We start from the raw sequence: 14,746 nt of genomic DNA on the forward strand, positions 1-14,746 counted from the left end.
CTTCTCCCCTTTCCTGAATCTGAAGTACGATTCAGGAGAGGGGGCTAGGGGGTGAGGAGTGAGGTGAGGTCTCCCGATCAATAGGGCAACGGACCCGACGGGAAATCCATCTGCAACAGCCAGATGAACAGCACGTAGATGAACACGACCGTGCCGATTCCCCACGCGAGCGCGACCCAGGATTTGTATTTGCCAAAGTACCAAATGAACGCGGTGATAAAGATGAGCGTCGTCAACAAAAAGCCGAGCGGCTGCATCAGCAGGGCGAAGAACACCATCAGCGCAAGCGCGACCCACCACTGTTTCGAGCCAGCGCGGTCGGGCCAATCAATCAGCTTGTCGGTGTAATCTTTAGCGCGAGCACGAACGATCAGCCAGCCACCGCCGACGACGAGCAACACACCCAGGATGACCGGCAACGTGCGCGGATGCAACATGCCGCCTACACTCGATGCGATCTGCGCTGACGCGGTCAACGCAACGCCGCCGATCACGATCAGAAAAATGCCGGACGCGACGTCGCCAGCGCGAAGTGTTTTGATCAAGGGAACCTCCATGAGATCGTGATTCGTGATACGTGGCGCATGATCGTCAAATTTCGAATTTCGAATCACGCATCACGTATCACGCATTACGAATTACTTGATGTCCTTGACCAACTCTTTATACGTCGCGAGCATTTTATCAACGTGCTCTTTGCTCTCCTTCGCACCCATTGCGAGCGGGACGAAACCTTGCTTCTTCATGTCGGCGATGACGTCCGGGTTCTTGGCGATTTCGAGATACGCGGCTTCCAATTTCTTGACGATGTAATCGGGCGTGCCGGCGGGAACACCCACACCGCGATCAATGGCTTCGATCATATCAACGCCGCCTTCTCTGAAGGTGGGCGCGTCCGGCAATGCTGGAAATCTATCCGCGTCCATCATCCCGAGCACACGGATTTGATCTTTGTACTTGACCAGGTCATCCGAATTCGCGACGACGGCGATGACGTGCCCGCCGAGAAAGCCGGTCATTTGCGGCGCTGCGCCGGTGAAGGGAACGTAATTGAATTTGACGCCGCCCATTTTTTGCAGACGAAGGGTTGCGATGTGATGACCGGAGAACGTGCCCGATCCGCCGATGGTGATATCGCCGGGTTTCGCTTTTGCGGCATCCAAGAAATCTTTCAACGTCTTGTGCGGGCTGTTGGTCAGCACGGCGAGTCCGAGCGGAGTGCGTTGAAAGAACGCGACGGGCAGAATCTGTTCGGTCTTGTAGCCGCTCTCTTGTTGCAACGGTTGCAAGATGATGTGCGGCAAGTTGATACCGGCGACGTAATAGCCGTCTGGTTTTGCACGCACGAGTTCAGCCCAACCGACCGCGCCGCCGCCGCCGACTTTGTAATCAATCGTGACTTTTTGTCCCAGACTTTTTTCGAGGAACGGTTGCTGCCGGCGCGCCTCGCGGTCCGACTGTCCACCCGGATCGAACGGAATCATGTAGGTGATCTGTTTCGTCGGGTAAGGTTCCTCTTTGGGCTTGGGCGATTCGCTCGCACAGGCGGCAATCATCACCGCGACGATCAACAAACCAAGAACGAGTAGACTTGTCTTTCTGAACATCGTTCAACTCCTATGTTGAAATTCCGTCAGCCGCGTACTTGCGACTGGACAGTCCGATGATACGTCGCGTTCTTATTGGCGCGACAGACGAATCTTGTACTTGTAACGATCCGCGCGAAAAAAAGTCATGGTCAAGTGGATCGGTCGCATCGCGGTTGAAAACGTCAACCGTTCTTGGAGCAACAGAGGGGCGCGGCGAGGTACCCCTAGTTTGCGCGCGATGTCGGCATCCGCCGCGGTCGCGCTGATGGACTCGTCGGCTTCGAGCAGCGGAATGTGAAATTGTCGCTCGACGGTTTCGTACAGAGGAATGTTATTCAGGTCGAGTTGTGCGAGTCGCTCGCCGATTTCAGAAATCCAATATCCTTTGGCGAGCGCCAGCGGCTCGCCCTCCGCGAGATGAAGACGCTCGATCAGATAGACGTGGTCATGCGAAGACAATTGCAGCGCGTGGGCAATCTCCGGTGAAGGGGTCACCGACTTGGCGCGCACGAGTCTGTATTGGGGAACAATGCTCCGGCTGTGCATCTCTTCCGCAAACGAAGTGAGACGCGCGAGTCGTTCTTCGAGTTTGTCGCGTTTGAGGAACGTGCCTTTGCCGGCTTGGCGATAGATCCAACCCTCGCGCACCAATTCATTGAGCGCGCGGGTTACAGTGATGCTACTGACCGCGTACCGTTTAACCAGCTCGCGCTCGGTCGGTATCAGGTCGCCCGGTTTGTAAACCGCGTTTTGAAATTCGTCGCGCAACGTTTCGGTGAGCCAGCGATAGAGGGGCGAAAAACGATTCGGCGGCATGGGGGAATTCTCCGTTGAACACATAATAATATATTATTATGGTATTTCAAGGATACCATGAATTCCCCGCCGCGTCAATCGGAACTTTTGTTCCGGAGTTCCGAACATTCCTCGACCAAAAACACCCCGGCAAGATCCTTGCCGGGATGTTCGATCAATCGCCAAAAATTTTCCAGTCCAGGTTTCGCGTCCCCACTCGCGATTCGCTCTCGCGCACTTCCGCGCCGTCGAATAACGCGAACACCGCGCGCGTGCTCAGATCTGGATACAACCACACTTCAAGATCATCGCTAAACGCGCCGACGCGCGGCGGACGAATGCCCGCTGATTGTTCGCGGTCGGCGGTCGGCGGTCGGCGGTCGAACGTATCGAACGCCCGCGCGAACCGCGGCACGATAAACCCGCGCCGCAGAAACACCGGCGTGCAACCGAGCGGCGCGTCAACGATGATGCGCGCCAACCCGCGCGCCGGTTTATGCGCGTTCAAATCCCACCACTCGCCCGGCGGCAAAATCACCGTGCGTTGCGTTTGACCTGGCTGGATCACCGGCGCAACATAGAGCGCGTCACCGATCATCCACGCGTCTTCAATCGCGTACAACTCGGCGCAATCGCTCCAGACGAGCGCGGGATGCCGAATGATCGGCGTGCCGTCGCGCGTGGCTTGCTTGGCGAGCGAGTACCAGTACGGAAAAAGTTTGACGTGTTCTTCCGAGAGCGCGCGATAAATCGCGATCGTTTCCTCGTCGAACTTCCAAGGTTCGCGATTGCGCCCGATCGGTCCACCGTGCGCGCGCATCAACGGCGAATAGCATCCGACTTCTGCCCAACGCAAGTACAACTCTTTCGTCGTGATCGGCGCGAACCAATCGTACCAGCCGCCCACATCCGACCCGTGAACTGGGAATCCACAGATGGACGCGTTCATCATCGCGCGCACGGCGGCGGGCAATCCATCGCCGTCGTCCCAGTCCGTGTCCTGGTCGCCGGGCCACTGCGCGGCGACGAAGCGTTGCGATCCCGCGTACCCCGCGCGCGGGTAAAGGAGATGATCGTCACCCAGAACAGATTGCGCCGCGCGTTTCATCGCGTCACAATAAATCACCGGGTACGCGTTTCGCATCGCTAACCCAGATTGTCCATTGTAGAAATGCGAATCGGGCGGAATGGATTCGGCGTAGTCGGTCATGACGCCGTGAATGCCGCGCGCGTGAAAAGCTTGCGCGACGATTTTTTGATGCCACGCCGATGCGCGCGGATTCGTGTAATCCACGACGGTTGCGATACCGTGAAAGATGCGTTGCTGGTACGGCAAGCCCAGACGATTGCGAATGAAAAATCCATTGCGGGCGCCCTCGCGGTGCGTCGCCGACCCAGCATTCATGTACGGAAAATGCCACACGTGAACGCGATAACCATTGGCGTGCGCGGTCTTGATGAGGTCGTCAATGTTGCGCCACCACTGTTTAGAGAATTCGTACGAGCCGCGCACTTCTTGCCAGTGTTCGATTCCCACTTGCGCGAGCGGAATATCAAGCTCACGAAATTTGCGAATGTCGGTCCGCACATCGTCCTCAATAACCGCGCCGGTATTCGTCTTCCACGGCAGGAATGACCACGCGGGCGGCGTGTCGCTGCGACCAGTGAGCGCAGTGTACTGTTGAATCGCGTCAATCGGTTTCGGTCCCGCACAGACGAATAGATCGAGGTGGTTGTCGAGCACAGTGAGACGCGCTATTGAAGGATGAAGGATGAGGGATGAAGGATGAATTTTTTCATCCTCCATCCCGCGAAGCGTGCCTTCATCCTTTGTAGAAAACCACGACGGCTTGTACGTATTCCAGAACAACCCAGCACTCGCGCCGCGCGCGCGCGCGAGGAGGGCGAACGGAACCGGAAAGCCGGTGCATTGCTCGCCATTCGGGAACGAGCCGCGCGCGCCAAACCATTTTTTCGCAAGCGGATACAACCAGGGAAGGCGTTGCTTCATCCACTCGTACCCCACGCCGCCCTCTTCGACAAAAAAGTACGCTTCCTCGCCGCGCTGATCAATTTTGTTGAAACGTTGACCGAGACCCAGGATGTGCGCGTCATCCGACAAGTTGAACGCGAGCGAGGCGTGCGGCGTGATATGTGACGCGTGAGTGAATTCGATGCGAAGGATGTTTGCATCGTGGAACGAAAAACGCAAATTCGCATCGGCAAAGTGCACGATAAGCGCGTGGTCGCGCGCTTCGACGCGTGTGACGCGATGGACCGGCGAACTCAACGCGTGCCATTTCATTTTCATCGTGTTGCCAGTGTACAAAACTGGGATCGCAACAATTTTTTGCAGCAGCAAATCGCGCGTCAGTCCGTTCTGCGGCACGTCGAGCTGGATATCGCCGCGCGCGTTGACGACGCGGAACGCGAAGGTGTCGTGCGCGATTTCGACGCGCAGTTGATCGGTGCTGATCGCCGCGCGCGTGTCGTTGATCGTAATGCTGGGTTTGATTTGCGCCGGTTCGCCGACGACGAGCGGCGGCGGCTCGACCACGTCCGTATTCTTCGCCGGCTTGAGCAACCACGCGGCGATGAGCGCGAGGAGCGCAAGCGCGGTAACCGCGAACACGATGCCTTCGATCCCGGTCAAGCCGCGAGTCTGGGCGACACCACCTTCCATTGCAACTACTGCAACCCAACGTCCAAAAAATTGCATCGTCCAGACCAACAAGAATGTGGAAACGGCAGCATGCAAAAACGATCCAATCACTGGCAGGACACGGAACAGAAACACGAGAGCGCGCAATATAAAAATTCCAACCGCGATCGGCAATCCGATAAAAACGGTGATCAGAGTGACCCAACGAAAAAGCTCGAACGCGCCGGCGTAATCTGTCGCTAGCGCGGTACAAAGCATCAGGATGGTTGCTGCGTAGAGGGTTATGCCAAGTAGTATTGCGACAATCATTCGCCGCGCGATCAAAGCATAATTCGGAAAACGGATGATCGTGTTCGTCACATAACTGTGCAAGACCGCCGCGAGAAGCGAGACAAGTATCCATGCTGGAATGAAACGCAACACGCGCGCCACTGGCTCATCATTCGGCGCTTGCGGCAAAACGCCAAGCACAAGCAGCGCGACGAGCAAGCCAGTCAACATATCAAGCGCGAGGACTGCCCAATAGCGCGACCCAGGTTTCGCGCCCCACAGCACTGCGCGCAAATTGCTCTCGCACTCGAACGGCGTGAAATGCTGATAGTGGATGAGCGCGGTTTGGAGAAGAACAATGATGAGGAAAATAAAAATTTGATCCATTGGATTTCGCTCTTGATTTACGCTTCCATCGAAGTTATAATACCAACTGATGACACTCCAAATCTCCCCCGAACAAATGGCAATCTACAAGCGGACCGCGCGAGAGCGCCAAGCGCAGTACGAGCGCGAGATGCGCGCGCGCCGCGAAGCCGCGTGGGTGGTTGCGCGCCAAGCCGCACAGGTACTCAAGGGGCGATTTGGCGCGACGCGTGTGATCGCGTTTGGCTCGCTCGCACACGGTGCATGGTTTCACGCGCGATCGGACATTGACCTCGCCGCAGAAGGCATTCCAGAGAAAGATCATTTCTCAGCATGGGGTTCTCTGGAAGACCTGACTCACGACTTTGAGTTCGATCTCATTCTCTTCGAATCTGCTCCTGAACATCTTCGGCGAAGCATCCATCAAGGAGTCGAAATATGATCAATAGCTACTACGCGCTTGCCCAACGGATTCGTCAAGAGTGCGACGAATTGGAACGCGTCGTGGCGGCAATTCTGCGACACTGGCACACTTCCAAAACCGCCACCGACCAAGATGCGTACCTGAATTCAGTCGCGCTCGAAATATCTACACGACGAATCTTGTGCCTGACGAGTTGGAAAAACTCGTCGTTGCGCTACCCTCGCTCTGGTCACAAACCAAAAGTCAACTCGACGCGTTCGCGCAGTATCTCGACGGACTCTCACACGCGGACGAAGACTAGAGATGTGATCGAATCGGTTTCAATCGGTGGATTGCTCCACCGATTATTTTTTTCTCCACAATCTATTTCACAGTCAACGGCACCTTCATCACGCGCGCGAGCATTTCCAACTCAGGCACGATTTCGCCATATGCCATCACGAGATGATGCTCCCAGCCATTGCTGAGAATTTCGTCGAGGAACGCCGTCCCATCATTGTCGAATTTCACGCGCGAGAGCGTGCCGCGCACGACCATCTCGGTGTCGAGCGCAGTCGCGGTCGTCGCGAGCATTCGCAGGTTGCGCCCATCGTCGCCGAGGCGTAACAACGTCACGCGACCTGGCTTGAGCGCGAACCCAGCCGTTACACCCTTGCCGCCAGCGAAATGCGAGAAGAGATGCGTGGGCTGTTTCGGATCGGCAAGCCCAACCGGACCACAACCACCATGCCACATCAATCCCGTATTCGATTCTTGATCCACCGAAACAAAATCGGTGAGGAAGGGATGAATGCCGGTCAACCGACGCGCGATGAGCGTCGTGATCGTGCCCATAATGTCGCCTTCGCAACCGGTGTAGATGCCGCGATCATTTAGAATCGAAACGACGCCGCACCCCGCAATGCCATACGCCTCGACGAGATCGCCCCAGCATTTCAATGTCATCGCGTCGAATTTATTTTCGTTCGCAAACTCGGTCAGCGCGATGACGAGCGCGGCGAACAGGTCGCCTTGCCGCGCGCTGATCTCCACCACATCGTCGAACTGCTTGAGTAATTCAACAGATGCCGCATGCGCGCGATCTTCCGCGACGGCTTTCGCACGCGCGACGAGAATTTGCAAACCAACGTCCACAACCTCGACGCCGGTCGCGCGGCGGAGCGCGAGCTTGTCCACCGCGAGGTCGTCAAAGCCGGGCGCATGCCCACCGATGAACGCGATGCGAAGTTGTTTGAGATCGCGCAGAATACCGGCGACGCGCGCAAATCGCGCGATGTCTTCGATGGCGCACGGGTCATCGTGCGCGGTGTAAAGCACCGTCGGACGATGACCCAGTTTGTAGAGATTGCTCGCGTTCGTGTTGGCACCAACTAGCGAGTTCAGGCGCACTTTGCCGGTTTGCTCTGTCGGCTCGTGCCATGCCCACAGCATTAGCGGAATGTTCGCGAATGCCTGCGCGAGTTGCATCGCGAGTCCGCCGAGCGCGAACGTACCGCTGATGATGACGAGCGCGTCAATGTTCTTGACGCGCAGTTCGGCAATCGCGGCGTCCGCGTCCGGCGCTTCGATCACGAGTTTCTCCATCGCGCACAATTCGACGCCATCGAGCTGACCCAGGTTTGCGCGGGTCTGTACGTACCATTGTTCCGCGAGCGGCGCTTCGAAAGTCAATCGCGCGAGGCAGACCACGCCGAGGCGAGTGGGAGGAGGATTGAGAAATGTCATTTTCGATTTCCGATTTGCGATTTAGGATTCTCGACATTCCTTCAATCGCAATCAAAAATTACTCGTAGGGCGTCGCGTCCCAGTTGTCGCTGAACAGTTTGAGACCTTTAGCAGTGTACGGATGATCGAACGCGTCTTTGTACACGTCGAACCCTGCCGTCACAATATCCGCGCCGGCGACCGCCGCTTCGACAATCTGGCGACCGTTACGCACCGCGGCGACAATGATCTCGGTCTTGTAATCGTAATTGCGATAGATGCGGACGATCTCGTTGACGAAATGCGAAACCTCTTCGCCGTTCGATTCCTTCCAGCCGATGAACGGCGACACGAACGATGCGCCCATGCGCGCGGCTTGCAACGCTTGCGCGCCGGAAAAAACGAGCGTGAGGTTTACGCGGATGCCTTTTTGGCTCAACTGCCAGCACGCCTGGAATCCGGCTTCGGTCGCCGGGATTTTGATCGCAAAGTTTTTCGACATTGCCGCGAGTTTCACACCTTCTTCCACCATCGCTTCGGCAATCGTGTGATGCGGATTCACTTCGACGGAAATGTGCTTGTTCGTGCCTTCGAACTCTTTGGCAAGTTCTTTGATCACCGTAATGAACGGCTTGCCGCTGTTGCGCACATGACGCGGGTTGCTCGTTACACCGTCAATGTTCCACATCGTATTCGCGTAATGCACCTCGTCAATTTTTGCGCTGTCGAGAAAGAATTTCATTTTTTCACTCCTTGTGATTGCGCCACGGATGAACACAGATAAACACAGATTAAAGAATGATGCGCTTGATTTGCACCCTGGGATTGCCAAAGTTAATTAGCAAACAGATTCGCAATCCCGTGGCGTTGAGATGGTTCAGACATTGTGCCATGTGAATGTCATCGAACGTCTTGATCGCCTTGATTTCTACAATGACCTGATTCTCGACGATGAGATCAGCCGCGAAATCACCAACAATCACCCCATCGTATCGAACCTGGATGCCATATTGCTGTTCGGCATTCAATCCGAACTTTCGCAACTCGTGAGCAAGCGCATTCTCATATACTTTCTCGAGAAATCCACTTCCGAGCGAATTGCTGACTGTGTAGGCACAACCGATCACCTTCTCAGTGATTTGATTAATTTCATCCGTGTTCATCTGTGTTCATCTGTGGCAAATAGTTATGGTTCGTACACTGTTTCCGGATTTTTATGCAGCACCATCGTCGCAGTAGTGAGCGCCATCACCGCGCCGCTCGCCGCGGTTTGCAGCGCCTCGCGCAGAACGCCCGCCGCATCCATGATGCCCGCTTCATCCATCGCGACGATTTGTTCATTCATCGCGTCGTAACCGAAATTAGCGCCGCGGGCTTGCGTCTCGGCGCGCAACGCGGACGGCGCACCCACGCCCGCGTTCGCCGCGATGCAACGGAACGGTTCCGCGAGCGCGCGCCGGACAACCTCGACGCCGAACGCTTCATCGCCGCGCGCGTCAAGTTGATCAAGCGCGGGAATGCAATTGAGATACGCGACGCCGCCCCCGGCAACTACGCCTTCGCGCAACGCCAGCGGCAACGCGCGCATCGCTTTCTCTGCGTGCTGTCGAATCACACCGCGCTCCGCTTCGGTGTGCGCGCCGATCATCAACTTGGCGACCTGACCACCCAGCCGCGCGATCCGCATTCGCAAATGTGCGTACTTGTCGTCGTTTTCATCGAGCATTACGAGTTGTGCGCGCAACGCGTCCGCGTGTTGTTTGATCGCGTCGGGATCACCTTCGCCCGCGATAAGGATCAACTCGTCCGCGTCCGCTTGTACGCGCGGCGCGGCACCCAGGTCGGTCGGCTCGATGGCGCGCAACAAACGTCCGGTGTCCGGCGAAAGAACCGTCGCGCCGGTCAACACGGCGAGGTCGTCAAAATCGAGTTGGCGTTTCGATTCCATGTCGCGCAATTCCGCCGCGAGAATTTTCAGTTTGCCTTGCTGGTGATTCAGCACGAGCGTCGTCAACGCCGTGCTCGAAATGTTCTTGGCGATGATCGCGACTTGATGCCACGATGTAGCCGCGACCATTTCGAGCAAAGGTTGTACATCGTCGAGATTCATCACGTCGCCCGCGTACAACACGACGTGGCAGTTTTCGATGACCGCGCGGCGCGTGCCTGGATCGGTGATCAAGTACGGCGAAACGAGTTTCCCGTTCCAGCGTCCGCCTTCATAGTACTGTCGTTCGAGGTACGGCGCGAGATAATCCTCGATCGTCACGAACGCATCGGGACCGAGTTTGCCGAAAATTTCTGCGAGCACGGCGCTCAATTTTTCATCGCCAGTGATCGTCGTCGCGACGCGCGTGAGATCGTTGTGCGCGTTGACCGGACGCGCTTGCGCGCGCAACGCGTCCACCGCCGCGCGCGTCGCGCAATCCATGCCGCGTCGCAACATCATCGCGTTGCCGCCCGCGGCGATAAAGCGATGCGCGTGCTCCAGCATCGCGCGCGCGAGCACCGCGGCGGTCGCGCAACCGTCGCCGACGCGCAAGTGTTGCCGCCACACGAGATTGCGCGCGAGCATCGCGCCGACATCTTGCGCGCGATCCGGCAACGCGATGATGCGCCGCGCGATCATCGCCGCATCGCTCAACATCTCGACCGCACGCGTTTCGTGTTGCGACAGAATCACGCCTTGCGTGGGACCGAGCGTATGCGCGAGCAAATCGGCGATTTGATCAAAGCCGCGTTTCAGTGCGGTCGTTGCTGGTTGTCCTTGTAGCAGTTGTGGTATGGGCATTAAATAACCTTGCAGGGAAGCGTGCCTTTCTCAGAATCCAGGTTTCTCGCCTTCGGCGGAAACCTGGATTCTACCCTCCGCCAACCGGCGGGTAGACATCAACATGATCTTGATTCGACACGCGCGCGTGTTCGAGTTCGACGGCAATTCCATTCACCGCCGCGACCGCGATTTCGGCGGGCGGCACTCCGAGGTTCTGCAACAACTCGATCAGCGTGATTGGTTGGTCGAGCGTGATTTCGAGACGCGACCGCTTGTACGCGTCGTACCACGCTAAATGTCCGCCGAGATGAACTTGCATAATCTATCCATCGTGCGCGCGCGGTCTGCCGTCTGCGGTCGGCGGTCAGACTGGCAGCAAATCCGCGACCCACTCGATACCCAGGTCGCGCAATTTTTCGCGCGTTGGAATACCTTGCGCGTTCCAACCTTTTTGTTCGTAGAGTTCGACGATTGCCTGTGCGAAATCGGGTTGCGAAATCCCGACGCCTTGCAACGCGCCGTTCTCCAACGGTTGGAATAATCGTTCGGGCAGCGTGTCCTCTTGCGCGGTGAATCCTTCGCGCACGTTGAACGCGCGCGCCATGTTCGTCGCGCGTTCGCCGATTCGCATCACATCTTGCGCCGTCCAATCCCAGCCCGTCGCCGCGCGCATGACGTTGACGAGTTCGTCCACCTGAATGAACGAACGCGGCGCGACGCCAAAGAAACACATCCCGGTCACTTTTTCCGCGCTCGTCCAGTTTTCCAGAATGTAATAGTTGCGAACTTTGCGCGGACTCAACTCGCGCGGCGGAACCGCTTCGATGCCGAGCGGTTGCGCGCCTTTGAAACTGACGGATTCGGGATTGGCGACTGCCCCATCGTGCGGCGCGGTCAAGTGATCCGCGCCGCATTCGTTGATCGCGTAACCCAACCCCACGCCGACCTTGCCGCGCGGGTCGTGCATTGGCAATTCCTGTCCCTTGACGTGCATCGCAAAATATTTTGCATCGCCACCGATTTTTTCCGCCGCGCGTTTGACGCCTTCGGCGAGCAAATCCCCAATCCCTTCGCGCCGCGCGATCAGGTCAACCATTTGCAACATCGCTGCCGCGTTGCCAAAACGCAACGCGATGCCGCCCGTATCCTGGGTCGTCAAGAGTCCATGCTCGAAGCATTCCATCGCAAACGCAATCGTCGCGCCGCACGAAATCGTGTCGAGCGTGTAGCGATTGCACAATTCGTTCGCCTTGGCGATGGCTTGTAAATCATCCACCGCGCAATTCGGACCGAACGCGTCGAGTGATTCGTATTCGGGTCCGCCGTACTGATCGCTGACTTGATAACGATCGTCCACCTTGACTTCGCGCTTGCAGCGCACCGCACACGCGTAGCAACTCTTGCGCGCGGTGAGCAATTCTTTTTCGTAGGCTTGCCACTTGACCTTATCCACGCCTTCGAACGCGCCCTGATGGAAATTGCGCGTCGGCAAGATGCCGCCCGCGTTCAGTCCGTCAACCAGACCGGGCGTGCCCTTGTCTTGCAAATCCCAGGACTGCGGATGTTCCTTGACGCGCTTGGCGAGCGTCTGACCCAGTTCCGCGACCGGCTTGGGATCGTGCGCCCAGTTGACCCAACGACGCGTGCCTCGGACAGCAATCGCTTTCAGATTCTTCGAACCCATCACCGCGCCGATGCCGTTGCGCGCGTTGAAATGGCGCAAGTCGTTCGTCATGCCGGCATAGCGCACGAGATTTTCGCCGCCGATGCCGATCTGCAAAACGCGAATCAATTTATCGCCGTGATCGGCGCGAATTTTTTCTTGCGCCTCGAGCGGCTCGCGTCCCCACAAATGTCGCGCGTCGCGAATCTCGACTTGGTCGTTGTGAATCCAGAGATAAACCGGCGACGACGCGCGCCCTTTGACCACAATCGCTTCCCAGCCCGCCATCTTGAGTTCCGGTCCCCAGTAACCCGCGGCTTCCGATTCGCCGAACGCGCGCGTGAGCGGCGAGCGCGCGATCACCGTGTACCGCGTTGCGGTGGAGAACGGCGCGCCGGTAAGCAAACCATTCGCGCACACGAGAATGTTACCCGGATCGAGTGGCTCGGTGTGGGGCGGCAGTTCCTTCAACAAAATGTACGCCGCCAACGCCTTACCGCCGGGATACAAACGATAAAATTCTTCGTCGAACGTTTCGACGCCTGTCGTTCGATTCGTAAGATCAACGCGCAAAATTTTTCCCGAAGTGCCGTAATTCATCCTGCCTCCAAAAATCGTGCGCCCAGTAATCCCAGCATCAACACCGCGATGCTAGTGATCGCAAATGTCATCGGAATGCCAATTCCATCGGCAACGACGCCGCTCAACGCGGGACCCACGAACATGCCAACTGCATAGATGGATTGATGTACGCCCATCGCGGTGGCGCGCTCATCGCCCGCAATTTTCTTGATGCTCATGCCCATCAATAACGGAAAACTCACACCCAGTCCCCAACCCAGGAATCCTTGACCCAGGAAAACGGTGGGCAAGGAGGATGCCAGCGCAATCATTAACATGCCGACGAACATGGTAAAAAAACTCACACGCACCAGATTGCGCTCGCCGAGGCGCGGGACAAGAATCGAAGCCGCATAATTGCCCAGCGCGAATACAATGAGATGCCAGGTCACAATCGCGCTTTGCGCGAACACATCGCCGCCGAGTTGCTTGACGAGCACGACGTTGAAACCGAAACTAAACGCCCAATTGGGATACTGCGCGACCGCGCTCAACGCCGACGGCAAAAAAACATCGCGTCGCGCGATGAGCGTACCGACACTGTGCCACGTAGGCGGTTTCGATTTGCGCCGGGTCTCGCGCACACCTAGCGCCGCAATCGTCGCGATCACCCCGACGCCCGCCGCGAGCCAGAACGCGAGCGAATAGCCCCCCACATCGTTGAGCCAGCCCGTCGAAGAGGTGGCGATTATGCGCCCAATCGTATTGATGAGACTGAGCACGGCTGCCGCTTGCACGGCTTGTTGCGGTGGGAACAAGTCGCCGAAACCGACGACCATCAGGACCCAGCCGCTCGCCGCCGCGCCGGTCGTCGCGCGACCGACCGCCAGCCCTTCGACGCTGTGCGAGGTTGCCATCAGCGACGCACCGACTGAACCCAGGATCAATGTGAAAATCAAAAACGGTTTGCGCCAACCGATCCAGTCCGCCGCGATGCTCAAAGGCATCCGACCCAGGACTTGCCACAGTCCGTACATCGAGAGCACAAATCCGACCGCGGACAAGTTCGTCGTCTTACTCTGAACGTACGTCGGCAAGGTCGGTACGTAAATGTACTGCGACATCCAGAAAAAGAAAACGGCGGACGCGTAGAGCGCGATGTTCCAGCGACGGTCAGACATTCCAATTGGTTTTCAAAAATTCGCGACTAGCGCGCGCGCTTTCAAGCGCGTTTGGTAATGCCTCGTCGCGTTCGTGGACGAGCCACCCATCGTACTTTCCCACGATTGCCGGTTTCAGCGCGGCGAAATCTACATCGCCGCGACCCAGGTCGGTAAATTTGTCGCCGCGCATATCTTTGATGTGAAAGCACCCGATGCGCGCGCGGAATAGTTCGATCACTTGCGCTGGGGACGCGCCGCCGTGATGCACCCACGCGACATCGAGCAAGAACGACACGCGCGCGGCATCCGTGTTCGCGATGAGATAGCGCAGTTCGCGCAAATCGTTTTCGATTTCCCAGTAATGATTGTGGTAGATCAGTTTGATGCCGTTCGCGCTACACACATAACCGACGTGGTTCAGCAGTTGCGCCTCGCGCGCCAAATCCGCCGCGCCTTTGTCGGGTCGCGGTTTGCCGCTCAACGCGACGAACGGCGCGCCGACCTGACGCGCAAACGCGCTAACCTCTTCGGCGCGCCGGGCGATGTCACCCGCTTGCACCGCGTCCGCCAAATCGCCGTGAATGTGCAACGCGCTGACTTGCAAACCATGTTTGACAAGCAACGCACGGAACGCCGCGGGCTGAGTCAGATCAATTCGATGCGCGCCAATCTCGATGCCATCGTACCCCGCGGCTTTGACTTCGCCAAGCATTCCATCCAAATCTTTTTCGTGCCGTTCCTGTGACCAGATGTTGGTTTGAATTCCAATTTTCATT

Annotated in this window: 13 protein-coding genes; 1 reads left to right on the forward strand and 12 read right to left on the reverse strand. The window is 57.3% G+C overall.

From position 1 onward, the window contains the following. Positions 1–77 precede the first annotated feature (77 nt). The 4 genes from HY868_14025 to HY868_14040 form a co-directional block, all read right to left on the reverse strand. Positions 78–545: a tripartite tricarboxylate transporter TctB family protein gene (locus HY868_14025; protein MBI5303247.1), complete on the reverse strand. Its 468-nt coding sequence runs from the start codon at positions 543–545 to the stop codon at positions 78–80. Positions 546–638: 93 nt separating this feature from the next. After that, on the reverse strand, positions 639–1,607 hold the full coding sequence (locus HY868_14030) for a tripartite tricarboxylate transporter substrate binding protein (GenBank protein ID MBI5303248.1): 969 nt from the start codon (positions 1,605–1,607) through the stop codon (positions 639–641). A gap of 72 nt (positions 1,608–1,679) precedes the next feature. Further along, positions 1,680–2,405 (reverse strand): GntR family transcriptional regulator, encoded by a 726-nt coding sequence (locus HY868_14035; protein MBI5303249.1) that lies wholly within the window; start codon positions 2,403–2,405, stop codon positions 1,680–1,682. Positions 2,406–2,559: 154 nt separating this feature from the next. After that, the gene (locus HY868_14040; GenBank protein ID MBI5303250.1) at positions 2,560–5,703 is read right to left on the reverse strand and encodes a glycoside hydrolase family 31 protein; all 3,144 of its coding nucleotides are present in this window, start codon (positions 5,701–5,703) and stop codon (positions 2,560–2,562) included. A 49-nt stretch (positions 5,704–5,752) separates the two neighbouring features. Here HY868_14040 and HY868_14045 point away from each other — a divergent pair, with 49 nt between their 5' ends. Beyond that, positions 5,753–6,124, forward strand: a complete 372-nt coding sequence (locus HY868_14045; protein ID MBI5303251.1) for a nucleotidyltransferase domain-containing protein — start codon at positions 5,753–5,755, stop codon at positions 6,122–6,124. A 345-nt stretch (positions 6,125–6,469) separates the two neighbouring features. On the opposite strand, the gene HY868_14050 is transcribed toward HY868_14045, so the two are convergent. The 8 genes from HY868_14050 to HY868_14085 form a co-directional block, all read right to left on the reverse strand. Next, entirely contained in the window at positions 6,470–7,831 is a 1,362-nt protein-coding gene (locus tag HY868_14050; protein ID MBI5303252.1) for a hypothetical protein, read from the reverse strand. A 58-nt stretch (positions 7,832–7,889) separates the two neighbouring features. Next, positions 7,890–8,552 carry a transaldolase gene (locus tag HY868_14055; protein ID MBI5303253.1) on the reverse strand — a complete coding sequence of 221 codons (663 nt, stop codon included), beginning with the start codon at positions 8,550–8,552 and terminating at the stop codon, positions 7,890–7,892. A 49-nt stretch (positions 8,553–8,601) separates the two neighbouring features. Continuing rightward, entirely contained in the window at positions 8,602–8,973 is a 372-nt protein-coding gene (locus tag HY868_14060) for a GxxExxY protein (GenBank protein ID MBI5303254.1), read from the reverse strand. A 23-nt stretch (positions 8,974–8,996) separates the two neighbouring features. Continuing rightward, complete coding sequence (gene groEL, locus HY868_14065) at positions 8,997–10,601, reverse strand: chaperonin GroEL (protein MBI5303255.1); 1,605 nt, start codon at positions 10,599–10,601, stop codon at positions 8,997–8,999. A gap of 70 nt (positions 10,602–10,671) precedes the next feature. Then, positions 10,672–10,902, reverse strand: coding sequence for a MoaD/ThiS family protein (locus tag HY868_14070; GenBank protein ID MBI5303256.1), 231 nt, complete (start codon positions 10,900–10,902; stop codon positions 10,672–10,674). A 45-nt stretch (positions 10,903–10,947) separates the two neighbouring features. Continuing rightward, positions 10,948–12,846 (reverse strand): aldehyde ferredoxin oxidoreductase family protein, encoded by a 1,899-nt coding sequence (locus HY868_14075; protein ID MBI5303257.1) that lies wholly within the window; start codon positions 12,844–12,846, stop codon positions 10,948–10,950. After that, positions 12,843–13,988 carry an MFS transporter gene (locus tag HY868_14080; GenBank protein MBI5303258.1) on the reverse strand — a complete coding sequence of 382 codons (1,146 nt, stop codon included), beginning with the start codon at positions 13,986–13,988 and terminating at the stop codon, positions 12,843–12,845. The genes HY868_14075 and HY868_14080 overlap by 4 nt, the downstream gene beginning before the upstream one ends. Continuing rightward, positions 13,981–14,745 carry a sugar phosphate isomerase/epimerase gene (locus HY868_14085; protein MBI5303259.1) on the reverse strand — a complete coding sequence of 255 codons (765 nt, stop codon included), beginning with the start codon at positions 14,743–14,745 and terminating at the stop codon, positions 13,981–13,983. The genes HY868_14080 and HY868_14085 overlap by 8 nt, the downstream gene beginning before the upstream one ends. Between the last annotated feature and the right edge of the window lies 1 nt (position 14,746).

The organism is Chloroflexota bacterium (assembly GCA_016219275.1).
In the GTDB taxonomy this organism is placed as follows: Bacteria; Chloroflexota; Anaerolineae; order UBA4142; family UBA4142; genus JACRBM01.